Source organism: Exiguobacterium sp. BRG2 (assembly GCF_031844245.1).
In the GTDB taxonomy this organism is placed as follows: domain Bacteria; phylum Bacillota; class Bacilli; order Exiguobacteriales; family Exiguobacteriaceae; genus Exiguobacterium_A.
Map to the genome: position 1 here is coordinate 37647 of NZ_JAUZUW010000010.1, position 13542 is coordinate 51188.

Annotated in this window: 13 protein-coding genes; 8 read left to right on the plus strand and 5 right to left on the minus strand. The window is 38.6% G+C overall.

Annotation, left to right across the window (positions count from 1 at the left end; all coding sequences use genetic code 11):
• Positions 1-18: 18 nt before the first annotated feature.
• Positions 19-243 (minus strand): DUF2188 domain-containing protein, encoded by a 225-nt coding sequence (locus Q9R23_RS12685; RefSeq protein ID WP_029341445.1) that lies wholly within the window; start codon positions 241-243, stop codon positions 19-21.
• Between the two features lie 146 nt (positions 244-389).
• On the opposite strand from Q9R23_RS12685, the gene Q9R23_RS12690 reads away from it, so the two are divergent.
• The 3 genes from Q9R23_RS12690 to solA all read left to right on the plus strand — a co-directional run bounded on the left by Q9R23_RS12690 (position 390) and on the right by solA (position 4302).
• Positions 390-860: a DUF2975 domain-containing protein gene (locus Q9R23_RS12690; protein ID WP_290714537.1), complete on the plus strand. Its 471-nt coding sequence runs from the start codon at positions 390-392 to the stop codon at positions 858-860.
• A 483-nt stretch (positions 861-1343) separates the two neighbouring features.
• Positions 1344-3089 carry a methyl-accepting chemotaxis protein gene (locus Q9R23_RS12695; RefSeq protein ID WP_311247198.1) on the plus strand — a complete coding sequence of 582 codons (1746 nt, stop codon included), beginning with the start codon at positions 1344-1346 and terminating at the stop codon, positions 3087-3089.
• Between the two features lie 70 nt (positions 3090-3159).
• Positions 3160-4302 carry an N-methyl-L-tryptophan oxidase gene (gene solA, locus Q9R23_RS12700; RefSeq protein WP_311247199.1) on the plus strand — a complete coding sequence of 381 codons (1143 nt, stop codon included), beginning with the start codon at positions 3160-3162 and terminating at the stop codon, positions 4300-4302.
• 58 nt (positions 4303-4360) lie between these two features.
• Here the strand turns inward: solA and Q9R23_RS12705 are convergent, their stop codons facing one another.
• Positions 4361-4630: a hypothetical protein gene (locus Q9R23_RS12705; protein ID WP_214855831.1), complete on the minus strand. Its 270-nt coding sequence runs from the start codon at positions 4628-4630 to the stop codon at positions 4361-4363.
• A 149-nt stretch (positions 4631-4779) separates the two neighbouring features.
• Here Q9R23_RS12705 and Q9R23_RS12710 point away from each other — a divergent pair, with 149 nt between their 5' ends.
• Complete coding sequence (locus tag Q9R23_RS12710) at positions 4780-5298, plus strand: helix-turn-helix domain-containing protein (RefSeq protein WP_214855829.1); 519 nt, start codon at positions 4780-4782, stop codon at positions 5296-5298.
• Between the two features lie 63 nt (positions 5299-5361).
• Complete coding sequence (locus Q9R23_RS12715) at positions 5362-6318, plus strand: hypothetical protein (protein ID WP_311247200.1); 957 nt, start codon at positions 5362-5364, stop codon at positions 6316-6318.
• 516 nt (positions 6319-6834) lie between these two features.
• Here the strand turns inward: Q9R23_RS12715 and Q9R23_RS12720 are convergent.
• From Q9R23_RS12720 to Q9R23_RS12730, 3 genes are read right to left on the minus strand one after another with little or no spacing between them, the layout of a single operon-like run.
• Positions 6835-9219, minus strand: coding sequence for an AAA family ATPase (locus Q9R23_RS12720; RefSeq protein WP_311247201.1), 2385 nt, complete (start codon positions 9217-9219; stop codon positions 6835-6837).
• Positions 9212-9925: an ABC-three component system middle component 1 gene (locus Q9R23_RS12725; protein ID WP_311247202.1), complete on the minus strand. Its 714-nt coding sequence runs from the start codon at positions 9923-9925 to the stop codon at positions 9212-9214. The genes Q9R23_RS12720 and Q9R23_RS12725 overlap by 8 nt, the downstream gene beginning before the upstream one ends.
• Positions 9922-11301, minus strand: coding sequence for an ABC-three component system protein (locus Q9R23_RS12730; protein ID WP_311247203.1), 1380 nt, complete (start codon positions 11299-11301; stop codon positions 9922-9924). The genes Q9R23_RS12725 and Q9R23_RS12730 overlap by 4 nt, the downstream gene beginning before the upstream one ends.
• A gap of 357 nt (positions 11302-11658) precedes the next feature.
• Here Q9R23_RS12730 and Q9R23_RS12735 point away from each other — a divergent pair, with 357 nt between their 5' ends.
• The 3 genes from Q9R23_RS12735 to Q9R23_RS12745 are packed head-to-tail and all read left to right on the plus strand — an operon-like array spanning position 11659 to position 13534.
• Positions 11659-11886: a PLDc N-terminal domain-containing protein gene (locus Q9R23_RS12735; RefSeq protein WP_311247204.1), complete on the plus strand. Its 228-nt coding sequence runs from the start codon at positions 11659-11661 to the stop codon at positions 11884-11886.
• Positions 11883-12767: an ABC transporter ATP-binding protein gene (locus Q9R23_RS12740; RefSeq protein WP_311247205.1), complete on the plus strand. Its 885-nt coding sequence runs from the start codon at positions 11883-11885 to the stop codon at positions 12765-12767. Before Q9R23_RS12735 ends, Q9R23_RS12740 begins: the two co-directional genes overlap by 4 nt.
• The gene (locus Q9R23_RS12745) at positions 12764-13534 is read left to right on the plus strand and encodes an ABC transporter permease (RefSeq protein WP_311247206.1); all 771 of its coding nucleotides are present in this window, start codon (positions 12764-12766) and stop codon (positions 13532-13534) included. Before Q9R23_RS12740 ends, Q9R23_RS12745 begins: the two co-directional genes overlap by 4 nt.
• The last annotated feature ends 8 nt before the right edge of the window (positions 13535-13542 follow it).

Here is a 13542-nt window from a genome sequence, read left to right on the forward strand (position 1 = left end):
CGTGTCTTATATGATGGCTCAACCTCGTGGTGGAAATGGATCGTGTCCGTAGGAATCTTTTTCGCGAATCTGCCCTTCTTTGTTATGAATGACGAGCTCTGTCTTCTGACTTTTCGCAATGCGACGCCCTTCTGCAATCGCTTCTTTCTGTGTAGCGAATCGTTTGGTTGCTCGAGTCGCACCGGCAGCTTTCACTTGATAGCCACCTTTGGGATGCGGCGTGACATGTTGCTCTCGTTTCATCACGTGACCTCCATTTCCTTAATCTATTTCATCTTCATGAGATTGTTTTGGCGTACGGTTGTCTTTTCACTTGAATTTTTTACTAGCCTATCGGGGAATGCAGTATACTAAAAGAAACGTTTGTTGCCTCGAAAGGAGTTGATATCGTGAATCATTTCGTCTGGCAAATCCGGTTTTTACGTTTTATCGTCTTCGGTATCATCTTCAGTCTGTTCGGTTTAGCTGGACTTGGTATCCCACTTGTCTGGCATGGTATCACGAAAAACTTGTTACTCGAGCGACCTGGCTACAGTGTTCTATTGACCGCATACCTTATCTTCATCCCAACTCTTTTGATTTTATTCCATGCGCTCCGAATCCTTCGATATATGTCGATGACTCCTCCGGCTTTTCCGCTCATCACAGCTTCCATTCAATCGATGAAATTGTCTTTTTATATCGTCGCCATTTTAACGGCATGTCTCTTTCCCGTCTTTTTCTATATTGGTCAGATTGACGACGCACCTGGTCTGATTATCATCGGAATGGGTTTGATTCTTGCTCCGTTGACAATCGGAACGCTACTTGCCTGTATCCAACAATTATTATTACGCTATGTGTTGCCTATGAAATCCTAACGTGAACGACCGAAAAACAAGTGCTCATGATTGTTTTTGTCATTCTAACTGTTGCCTGTTCTATCTAACACTTTATTTAATCCCGCTCTTAAGAATGGGATTTTTTAGTTCGTGTCACATTGATGGCTGTCCTGATGTCCCTGCTTTAACAGGATTTTTGATTGACAACGTAGACATGTCATCAGACGAAAGCTCGCTTTTTTTGTACTGACTGCGTGTCTTCGTAATTCATTTTCATATACATGTCTTGCTTTGATTCGATGATCGACTTCACTTTCCATCTCGATCCCTCTTCCCTCAATTTGTATTTTTTTATCTACTATTTGCCCTGAATCATTCTTGATAAATCCTTTTTTTAGAAGAAATAGTTTGTCTTCCAGCGGTGGCATAAAAAAATCGTTAAAAGGTCCTGTTTAATATGTATTTTACCAACCGATAAATGAATTATAGATAGAAAATATAAGTTGAGAGGACTAGTTATACGTGAAGACCACAACCAAGAACCATTCCATCCGAACACGCCTTTTAGTAATGATTAGTTTAATTTTGATTGCCTTTTTTGTTTTTAGTAGTCTGGCCTTATACTTCAATACGAAGCAAACTGCGGTTTCTACACTTAAAGCGACCGCTGAAAAGGATGCTTTACGCATCAGCAAGACATTCGACACGGCAGCTTACAGCGAATTTCTACAATCGCCTATCGCGTCTGAGCAATATGAAACGTTACGAAACGAACTCGATACATTACGTAAGCAAAACGGACTCCTGTATGCATACACAGCACGCATCGACCAAAATAAGGTCCGTTTGCTGATTGACGGTCTCCCAAAAAAAGATGCGGCTAAAATTGATACGCCAGCAAGCGGTGCAAAAGTCGCGGATATGAAAGATGTTTTAAAAGGTGACACACATGCGACGGACATCATTAATGATCCTGTGTATGGACAGTACATGAGTATCTACGTTCCGTTAAAAGATGCGTCCGGTCAAGTCATCGGTATTCTTGGAACAGACATCGATGCGAAGGAAGTCGATGCGCTTACGACGGATCAATTACAACAAAACGCTCCGATTTTCATCGGGTTAATGCTCCTGCTGTTAACGATCACACTCGTCTTGCTCTACTTCGTCCTCGGTCGAAAATTACGTCCGCTCGAGACGTTACAGAAAGTCGCTGCCTTGATTGCCGAGGGGCGACTGGATCAGGCAAAACAGACGTTGACCGATTTGACGATTGCTTCGAGAGACGAAATCTATGCGCTTGCGATCTCGATTCGTGATATGAACGAGATGCTACGGACGATGATCGTTGATATCAAACAGACAGCCACTCTCGTCTCGACGACGAGTCAATCGATTGATCAAAGTACATCAGAAGTACTCGACGGATCTGAGCAAATCGCTCATACGATGTCGGAAATCGCAACGGGAACTGAAAGTCAGACGCAAGTCACGCTTTCATTGAATGACGAGATGAATCAGTTCGCAGCATTAATCGAGACGACGAATCAGTCTGGTGTCGAAATTCAAGGAACGACGGAGCAGATGGCAATACTGACACGAGTCGGACGGAATCAAATGTCTGCTTCTGTCGAACAGATGCGCCACATTCATCAACATGTCACCCAGTCTGCTGAACAGATTGATCTACTGAAACAGCAATCATCGGATATCCAAACGCTCGTCGGTATTATCCGCGGTATTTCCGAGCAGACGAATCTACTTGCCCTCAATGCCGCGATCGAAGCAGCACGGGCTGGCGAACAAGGCAAAGGCTTCGCCGTCGTTGCGACCGAGGTCAAGAATCTCTCAAGTCACGTCGCAAGTAGTGTCAGTGAAATCGCAACAATCGTCACCTCGATTGAAGACAGTGCGCAACAGATGCAACACAGTTTCAAGACGACGGTCGAAGCAACAGCAGCCGGTAAGCAGATCGTCCTTGATACGGATACAACGTTCGAACGGTTGACGGATCAAGTCACGCACGTCTCGTCAGCAACACAGCAGATGACGCAACAGATGGAAGACGTCTTGCAGGCAGAACGATTCATTCGCAATGCCTTAACGGAAATTGCCGCTGTCGCGGAAGAGCATACGGCAAGTAACGAGGAAGTCGCCGCTGCGTCTGAACAGATGATTGCGACGATCACGACGTTGCATACGCTCGTAGGTGATTTAAACGCAAGAACGGAACACTTAGAACAAGAAGCCCGTCGCTTCGAGATCTGATATCACATTTGTCATGTTTTGGTTCTCACTTTATACTGGTATGAATATACATATGAAGGAGTCGAACCACATGTCCCAATATGATGTCATCATCGTCGGTGCCGGATCCATGGGAATGGCTGCCGGTTACTATCTTTCTCGAACCAATCAAAAAATCTTACTACTAGACGCCCACAATCCGCCGCATGATCAAGCAAGTCATCACGGGGAGACCCGGATCATCCGCCATGCCTATGGTGAAGGTGAAGCATACGTACCGCTCGCGTTAGCCGCACAACGCTTATGGTACGAGTTGGAACAGATCAGCGGTCGGAGCTTGTTTCTGAACACCGGAGTCTTGAATGCCGGTCAACGCTCGTCCCGTTCGATGCAGACGATCATCAGGAGTGCAGCGCAATACGATTTGCCGCTCGAGGTCCTGACGGCTGAGGAAGTTAGAACCCGCTGGTCCGGCTTAACGATGCCCGACGATTATATCGGTTGTTTTGAACCGACGTCTGGTGTGTTGAAGTGCGAGGATTGTATTGAAGCGTATCGCGATCTTGCTGTCGCGAACGGCGTCGACATCCGGACGAATGCGAAAGTGACGACGCTTACCGCCCACGCCACTGGCGTTGACGTGACCGTCGGAACAGACACCTATTCAGCTGAAGCGTTGATTGTCGCAGCCGGTGCCTGGTCTGGTCCATTGCTCGAACAGACCGGACTCTCCTTACCGCTGCGACCGGTCCGCAAGACGTTCGCCTGGTTCGAAGCAGCGGAAGAGGTATTTAACGACGCGGTGTTCCCTGCCTTTGCCTTTGATACACCCGCCGGTTATTATTACGGTTTTCCAAGTATCGCTCAAGCCGGTCTGAAAATTGGACGCCACGACGGCGGCATTCCCGTTGATCCGAATCAACCATGCCGTTCATTCGGTCAAGAGACGGGTGATCTGGCTGATTTACGACAGTTCACGAACACATTCATCCCCTCGATCGATACTTTAACTCACGGCAAAGCGTGTCTTTATACGATGACGCCAGACGAGGACTTCATCATCGATTTGCATCCAGACTATCCGCACATCGCGATCGCCGCCGGCTTCTCCGGTCACGGGTTCAAGTTCAGTAGCTTAGTTGGAAAAGTACTTAGTGAATTGATCATGGAACGATCGACGACTGAACCAATCGGACCGTTCGCGATTAAGCGTTTTAAACAATTGAACACATGAAACGATAAAGACCGGCAACGAAAATGCGTTGTCGGTCTTCTGTATCAACGGCATGATGTCACACCGATTCATTCGATTCTTGCTGATTTTGTGCAGCTAGCTTTTCACGCTGCTTTTTCTCATCTTCAGTCCACCAGCCATGGCTTAAAAAAACTAATCCAACGATTAATGCACTGATTGGAAAATACGTTAAGCCATACTCTCCAAGGTTTTCTCCTAGAAATTCAGGAGATAATTCAATATACGCTCGGAACATCTGAATGATGAAGAATAAGAAAAAACTTGTAATGAGGGCATATGTACCGTAGCGATAACTTGTATTTTTCATGTGAAGGCTCCTTTCTAAAATATACTCTAATGTAAATCATTCAAGGAATACATCAATTTCCCTCTTTTTACATTATCATTTTTAAGAATGTTTCCAAAAGCATGATAAGATAGTTTTAGAATCGATTGAACGAAGGAGTGAAACACGTCGTGAACTTTAACTTATTCAAAAATCATGTCCGGTTTAAGATTGCACTCGAATTGATTGATCGCGAAGACGGCTTATCAATCATGCAACTGAATCAACGTTTAACGGATGTACCGCAGTCTACTTTGTACCGGCAAGTTAATGCGATGATGGACGATCAGTTGTTGAAAATCGTCGCCGTCCAGCGCGTCGGAAAAGTCGAGGAAAAAATCTATGCCTTGAACACGAGCGGTTATCAAATCAGCGAAGCAGACTGGAACAGTGCGACGTACGATGAAAAAGTGAACTTCGTCTCGTTCTACTTCATGTATGTCTTGCAGCAGTACAAGACGTACTTCGAACAGACCGTTCAAACGCAAGGTCAGGACCATTCGACGTTCTCGATCGCGAAATTGCAACTGACGGATGAAACCTTCAATGATTTTCAACAGGACATGCGGACACTGCTCGAAAAATATCATCACCTGGAGACAGAAGACCAGGCAACTGAACGGACCGTCTCACTCGTCATCTTACCGTAGACACTCTCCGAATTCAGGAGGGTTTTCTACGACACAACTTTATTAGGGAGCGAAATGAAGACCATGAAACGGATCAAAGAAGACCTTGATGAAACGGCAATGGATACGTTAAACAATACCTTCACCAAATGGAATCTCGAGAACATACATAAAGAACAGTTACTAAAGATTGGTGAAGGAGCTTGGCACACTGTTTATAGAGTAACTAGGTCAGAGGATCAAGACCTTGTGATCCGACTAAAAAAGAATGAGGCTTATGGGGAGTTGCAACAGATTGATAAACAAGAGCTGACTACAGAGTATGAGTCAACGAAAGCTTACTATTTACATGCCAATACAAGTGACCAAAATGTCTGTCCTGACTTTTATCAGTATTTTATTGAAGATGACACAGTATTTACAGTAGAAACGTTCATGGGTCGTGGAACAGATTTATTGTTATTCGATCAGAATAAAGCCCATTCTTACGGAACGAAATTAGGACAAATTTTTCATCGTATACACAACCATGAAACCTCTATTACAGGCTTCGGGGAACTGCACTGGCAAGGGGAAACTTTACGAGGTAGCGATTCAAAAAACAGGGATGCATTATGGCAGGAAGAAAATGAACGTGCCTTAATTGCCTTGAATACGCTCATTCACTCTAGTCTTTGCTTTGATAAAGAAAAAGTCGGTCAGCATATTCATGCTTTAATTGAGAATAGACGAACTCAGGTTCAAAACATCTCGCTCGTCAATCAAGATGTAACACCAGAAAATCTAATTTTAACTGATGCACACATTGCAATCATTGATCCGTTTCCAAGATTGGATTTTGATTTGAAATATGCGGCTTACTTTGTTTTTTGTTACAAATTTTTGTTACCAGCCTTTTCAAATACTCCACGATACATAAATCAAGCGTATCAAGAAAAAAGTAATATTCTAAATAACATAGCTGATGGATTTATAAGCGGATATTGCTTTAACGTGGTTGGAGACAAACGCACCACGCAAATTCGACGATTACTGGATTAGTATACACTATGGATATTGCAAGAAGCGTATGAGCACTTCGACATTCTACATCAGCCTCATCTCACTCATAAAACAACGCAACAGATGGGGAATCGAGAAATGATCACTGCTCGGTTACATCTATGCCTCGAAGAATTAGAAAATGGTGTATTGAATATCAAATGAGTTAGATAGAACTATTTTATAAAGAAAATTAACTCTAATATTGAATTTTCTAGTACAATATGTATTTTTAACCAATAGCAAACTTAGCCTTTTATTAAAAATAATAAATCAGCTTTTTTCATACGGAAAACTCAACCATAGAATTTGGAAAGTTTAATGAAAGACTTTAACGTTTTAAGTTATCTAATTTAATCTATATTGAAGGTACTCCCGTTTATAAATAGATTTTCCGTTTAAATTGAATAGATATAATATTTCGGTATCTTTAAATACTAAAAAAACCCCGAATGCGGTTTTTTATCATGTTTCCATCATTCAGGGTTTAGTTCAGCTATCAACCTGCTTGTTTATTTATTTTGAGTATAAATTTTTTTTTACATTAATATTGCCGACACTTAATCTGTATTTTAAAAATTTGTAACGAATGTATAACGACACATTGTCTTCGTGTGTAGAAATTACCAACTGTCTATCATTAAAATCATTTCTTAGTAATTCTACAAATGATGCCATATTCATTTCATCCATTGTTTGAATAGGATCATCAATCAACAATGTCATAATCCCGGAATTACCGTAAACCTTATTTAAGGCAAGCGTAAAAGCAATCACAGTTGACGAAAGTTGACCAGAACTAAATGAATGGACTATATCATGGTCTGTATCCACTGGAGGAATAAAACTCAGTGAACTTATTTCCATTACTCCAGTCGAAGATAGTTCCTTTTCTTCTTTAATAAACACCCCTGTTCCTCGTTGATGACTTTGTATAATCTTTCCACAATAAATATAAAAAGGGATTTCAATATCGTTCAGCATCTTAGCACGATGAGAGTTAATTTTACTTTTATACTTACTTAACATACTATTAATTATTGTAATGGTGTTATCAATTTTTTCGATTTTACTTTCTATTTTTTTTGATTCCTTAAAGTTATTGCTTGTTTTAATAAAATATTGCAAGTCAATATATTCTTTTTTTTCTTTAATTGCTTCAGATGTAATTTGATCTAGTAGATTCCAATCATTCTCTAAATGATCTGAAAAAATTCTTTTAAACCGAGTAATGTTATCTTTACATTCTTCGCTCACTACAATTTTTCTTTTTAATAGTTCTGAAATTAAAGCTTTAACTTTATCATCAATATCGTTAATATATTCTTCCTTATGATTTATAAAATTTTCAATTTGAATATTATTTTTCGCAAACCACTTTTTACCTTTATCTACATCTGATATTACATTTTTGTATTCTAATAATTGATTGAAAAACTTTGAGTCGATTTGATTTAACATTAACCATTCTTCAATTTGTTCAGCAATTTCTTTAATATAATTGTCATAAAAATTAATAAACATATTTTCATATTTCTTTGAATCAGCGTCTAACGATTCTTTAAGTAATTCAGTTCTTTGCTTTATTTCAGAATTTAACTCTTCAATGCTATTTTTAGGATCCCCACAGAGAGGACATTCAATAGTTTCTTGGGGACTCGAATCTTTATAAGATTTATATTGGTTCTCTAATTTATCTCTTGTTTCAATCATTTTTGAGACTAATGAAGAAATGTGGTCGGCGCTTTTACTGTAAGAGTTGATTAATTCTATATTTTGTTCAATATATGTCTGATTAAATGGTAAGTCTATATATTGAAATACAAAACTCCAATCTATTGATTTGTTCATAAAATCTTTTTCTCTGAGTCTAGTAAGAATTGTGTTAAGTTTCCGTTGCCTATCATACCTGCTTTTAAATTCTTCAAATTTATCATGGAAATACCCAAATACAATTAAAGCTGTCAACTTATTTTCAGCTTTAATTACATTATCAATCTGTTCGTTAAATAATTCGTTTTTAAAGTCATTTTTATTACTCTCCATAAGTTGTATGGTGTCCATTTCAGACATGTACACTTCTCTTACATTAGAATCAATTGGTGAAATATCTCTTTTATCCCAAGGAACATTTAATATTTTTTCAGCACTTATAAGGGGCTTATATTTAAGCTCTTCGCTAGTAACAATATCACCTTTAGTAATTGTTTCAAAATCTTCTTTCTTATTATTATTCTCAATATTTTCAAGGTTTTTCTTTAGTATGGTTTTTTGGGAATGAAGCTTACTCTTCACCTTTTCGAGATAATCTTTTTGAGCAATTTCTTCCTCAATATTAAATAATTTTGATATCAAATTCATTCTGGCTTTGTCTGTTTTTTTGAACAAATATGTACTTTCCTCTTGCTCGATATACTGGTATAAATTAAATTTTTCAATCATATCTTTCATGCCAAATATTTGATCTAATTCATTATTGCTTAATCGTTGTTTTTCAGATTTATCGTCAAAGTTACTTAGTTTATATAGAGTATAGTGCTCAAAAATTTGAGGTTTTTTTTGACTTCTACTTATTCTATCAGGGGGTAACATAATACGCTGTAATACTACTGTTGTATCATCATAAATATTACTAAATTCGATAGTAATTTCAGTTGATTTTGATTGATCTTTACTAAACAAGTGATCTTCGAAGCCTTTATTTCCAAACACTATTTTATTTGATTCAACTCGTCTTATAGACCCAGTTAATAATAATTGAATAGCATCGTAAATTGTTGTTTTACCAAACCCATTAGGGCCATCTAAAACATTAAGATTCTTTCCATCAAACTCGACTGTTGCTTCATCAATTGATTTAAAATTTTGTAAATATAGTCTTGATATTGTGAATTTATTCATTTTCAGTTGCTCCTATCGATTCTAGTAGTTTTTGAGTATCAATCTCATCTCCTTCTGGTTCTTTTAAATCTAATAATTTAATCAGAACTTCTTTCTCTTCGACAGTCAAACTCTCATCAATTTCGGTCATTAATGAATCAATTTCTTTATTCTGATTAATTATATTTAGATATGGAATCTTAATAAATAATTTAGAGACTAAATCATAAAGAAGGTACTCTTCACAATCCCTTTTGGTTTTAAATGTTGAGAACTTTTCTGCATCATATAAAACTAGATTTAAAAAATTCAAAATTTCATTTTCATCGCAATGCTCTAACTGTTCAGTAAAAACATCTTCCTGCTTGCCTGTATAAGGAAGAATATACTTTTTAAACATAAATGGATCCTCTTCGATATCAAAAATAAGAGATTGAATTTCTGAAGAAATATCTATTGAATCTACTTTTAACATTATAAGTAGCGAAAGATTTTTATCCCACCCCATTTTAGGATTATCTTGCTGTGAGAATTCTTTAAACAGTTTTTCAATGTATTGATTTAAGTTAGTTTTTGAAAAGTTTTCTTTATCTAGAAATAGAACTGTTAAAAAATCAAAACCGTAATCATCAGTTCGATCTGCATAAATTGATTCTTCAAAACCGAAAGGTTGATCCTTAGTTGAAAAATTCTTTTCTTTTAATATCATCCTTAAAATATCTTTCATGATTTAAAAATCTCCTTTGCCTTTTCGATATCCATAAAGGATATTCGTTTATGTTCAATTATATTTTCTTTCGACTCAAAGTCAGGTATTGTTGCTCTGTAATCATCTCCTGGATCAATAATTTTCCCATCAAAATTTCCTTTAATTTCATTGTTAATGAACACTTGTACATCATATAGTAATTCGGCTAAATCGTTATCATCCTTTAACGACTCATAAATTTTCATACCTTGAGTATCGGCTTCATTCTCTCCCCAAGTTTCTGCGATAGTAGTAATTAAATGGTGTACTCCATCCTTATTTAAGACGAATATTTCTTTTAATCCTTCTGTTTCAAGCTTAAAGCTATCTGCTTCTAAAATTAAAGGAAAGAATGTTTTATGTACCCCTGCTTTGACAACTAGCTCTCTCAAAGAATATGCTTCTATTTCGTTCACATTAATATTTGTAGTTGGTGAGATTTTTTTACATAATAATAAAAAATCATTATCATTTTGCTCAAGAATCCATTTCCATTTTTCAGTCCATGCTATACACTTTTCTTCTGAATCAATTTTCATTTTATGACAATATTGATCAAAATAAATCGAAAGTGAATTTTTCAAAGAGCTAGCTGCAGTTTTTATACTATATCGATACACATAGGTCGTTGTGAGAATTTCTAAAATTTTTGAAAATGGTACTTTAGCTTCTAATGTTTCATCACGGTGTGCAGTTGCAACTAAAAGATTGATCTCATAAATAAAGTTAAAATATAAGTAATCAATATTTTGCTTTGTCTCAGTAAATTTGAATTTTAAAAGCTCGGGATTTTGACTCAAGAATAATTGGATCTGTTCCTTAATTCGAACCTCAATCTCGAGTCTACCTATGATGCTTTTGAATTCTTGACCTCTCTTCATATTTAATTTTAATTTCCTCTTTGCTTCATCGTACTTATCTTGTTCAAATAATAAATTACTGTACTCTTGAAACTGGTCTTTCTTCTTATTTGGAACTATTTTTTGAAGTTGACTTTTTAACTTACAATCTTCTGGAAGATTAATAGGAATTAACGTGTGAAGATAGCAACCATCAATACTTGGATATTTAGCAACTTTGCCTAACAAATCAAAAATTGGTCTTTTATATTTTGAAAATGAATCTTCACGCATGTATGCTTTAACTTGATGAATACTAATTGGGAAACCGTTCTTATTAATACTAAAATCTTCTAAAGATTCTATTTGTAACTCGTATTCATCAACATTTTTTATATCAATCTGATTTATTTTTATTAAGGAATAGTATATTGAAACTTGCCCTTGGTAATCAAAGCCGCTCCAAGTTGGAATTGCTCTATCCATATCTGATGAATCTAATATTTTTCCAGTCATCCCCTCTAAAACTCTCCCTTTATTATCATATTTTTGAAATATTTCACTTTAATTGTATCAAAAATTATTTCTTTTTTAAAATGACATATTGTAATAAAAAGAATATGACCCAACTGAAAGCTTAAAACCCATTAACGATCTCTTATAAAAATAGAGTTACTACATAAATTTCAACGGAATATTCGTTATGACCTATACTCATCAACTACATCAGAAAGAATCAATATAAAAACTTATCTAACCCTTGAATTTTCGATTGATCAATGCTTTTTGATTACAAGATAGTAGTAATTCGTCTAAGGCATTGACTTTTATATTTTCATTATTGATAATGGAAATAGAAAAGGAGGGTGTGTCATGAATATAGATTTCTCTGCCTTATCACAAATCGACTGGGAACGCTTTTTGCCCTTATTATTGATTTACATCTCCATCAATCTGATTCTACTCAGCTGTGCCTGTATCGATTGGTTTAGACGCAAGGACCGGATTGCGACACCGGCTATATGGTTAATGGTCATTCTCCTCGTACAGCCGATTGGCTCGATTCTCTACTTCGTCATCGGAAGGAGGACGACGGCATGATTCAGATTTCTCATCTCCAGCTTTCACTTCAACGACGTCTTATTCTAGACGATATTTCCTTTACGATTCACGAACATGAATGTCTCGGACTGATCGGTCCAAATGGTGCCGGAAAGACGACACTCCTGAAATGTCTAAGCGGCATGATCGAGAGTGACCGTGGTTCCATCACGATATCTTCCCTCCCCATCCGGCAACAGCAGCAATCGATCGGCTATTTATCCCAACAGACCGACTTTAAACCTTGGATGACGTGCGAACAATCCCTGCGTTTCTTCGGTCGCTTGTCAGGTCTCGATCGCGCAACGTTAAATAAGCGGATTCCGGACGTTCTAAATGAAGTTGGACTCCACGATCAACAAGCAGAAGTCATCGAACGCTTGTCCGGCGGGATGCGCCAACGTCTCGGAATCGCCCAAGCCATCTTACATGAACCGATATTTTTGATTCTCGACGAACCGGCTTCCGCCCTTGATCCGAGTGGTCGACATGATATCAATCAATTAATCCTCCGCTTAAAGAAACGGATGACAATCATCGTCTCGACACACCTCTTAGAAGACGCAAAGACGTGTTGCGATCGCTTCCTCGTCATCAAACACGGAAAATTGTTAGGTCCACTCGACAATCAACGCAACGTGGATCCATACCGGATTCAAGTCGAGACGCTTACACCTGTCCTACCGTTTTCTGCGACGCTATTTCCACGAGTCGAGATTGATCGAATCAACCCAAACTGCTATCAGTTCTCCGCACAGCAGCCACTTGACCTTTCAGAGTTAGCGACCACCTTGATACAACAGGGATGGTCGATTGCTTCGATCGCCTATCAACCGATTGGACTCGAGGAACGGTTCCTCGACATGGTGGCGGACGTATGAGGACGTTTTATACGCTGACGCTGACCGAGTGGTTGGAAGCGTGGAAAGAATGGAAAATCGTCTGGTTACCGCTGTTCTTCATTGCTCTCGGCGTGACGCAACCATTGCTGTTGATGTATATGGATGTCTTGCTCGCACACGTCGGAAACGCGGATGGCATCATCGTTGACCCGAATCGTCCTGCTCCGCAATCACTTGACGTCTTCAGCGCAACGATTCATGGACAGTTCAATCAGCTTGGCTTGATCGTTCTGATCATGAGCTTCATGGGACTGTTAGCGTCAGATCGCCAAACCGGCATGCAGGATTTCATTTTAACGCGTCCCGTTTCTCGGAATGTCTATCTGCTATCGAAATGGTTCAGTCACGGTATGATCAGTTTATTCGGAATTCTAATCGGGGCACTCACGTCCTATTGTCTGACCGTCTATTGGTTCGGATTCCTTTCGCCGATGCTTGCGCTACGCATCATCCTCGATTTTAGTCTTTGGACGTTGTTCGTCGTTAGTCTGACATTACTGATCAGCACCTTCTTGCAACGCGCTGTACCGATTGGCATCCTATCGCTCGTCGTCTCCTTGCTTCTTGTTGTACTTCCTTCGCTAAAGCCAGACGTTCTATTTTTCATGCCTGGTGCGCTTCTGTCAGTTCCATCGAACACATCGTTTTTTTCTTCGTCCCATCTGTTCGGTGTCATTTCTTGTCTCGTTTGGATTGTCCTCACACTCGGCTGGTCGGCACTTCGGTTCCGAAAAACTGCTTACTGATCCGGCTC

What these genes read in the sequence shown, in the direction of transcription:
- Q9R23_RS12720 (WP_311247201.1), bottom strand. Translation starts at nt 9,219, where the DNA reads ATGAATAAATTCACAATATCAAGACTATATTTACAAAATTTTAAATCA.
- Q9R23_RS12735 (WP_311247204.1), top strand. Translation starts at nt 11,659, where the DNA reads ATGAATATAGATTTCTCTGCCTTATCACAAATCGACTGGGAACGCTTT.
- Q9R23_RS12725 (WP_311247202.1), bottom strand. Translation starts at nt 9,925, where the DNA reads ATGAAAGATATTTTAAGGATGATATTAAAAGAAAAGAATTTTTCAACT.
- Q9R23_RS12740 (WP_311247205.1), top strand. Translation starts at nt 11,883, where the DNA reads ATGATTCAGATTTCTCATCTCCAGCTTTCACTTCAACGACGTCTTATT.
- Q9R23_RS12705 (WP_214855831.1), bottom strand. Translation starts at nt 4,630, where the DNA reads ATGAAAAATACAAGTTATCGCTACGGTACATATGCCCTCATTACAAGT.
- Q9R23_RS12715 (WP_311247200.1), top strand. Translation starts at nt 5,362, where the DNA reads ATGAAACGGATCAAAGAAGACCTTGATGAAACGGCAATGGATACGTTA.
- solA (WP_311247199.1), top strand. Translation starts at nt 3,160, where the DNA reads ATGTCCCAATATGATGTCATCATCGTCGGTGCCGGATCCATGGGAATG.
- Q9R23_RS12730 (WP_311247203.1), bottom strand. Translation starts at nt 11,301, where the DNA reads ATGACTGGAAAAATATTAGATTCATCAGATATGGATAGAGCAATTCCA.
- Q9R23_RS12745 (WP_311247206.1), top strand. Translation starts at nt 12,764, where the DNA reads ATGAGGACGTTTTATACGCTGACGCTGACCGAGTGGTTGGAAGCGTGG.
- Q9R23_RS12685 (WP_029341445.1), bottom strand. Translation starts at nt 243, where the DNA reads ATGAAACGAGAGCAACATGTCACGCCGCATCCCAAAGGTGGCTATCAA.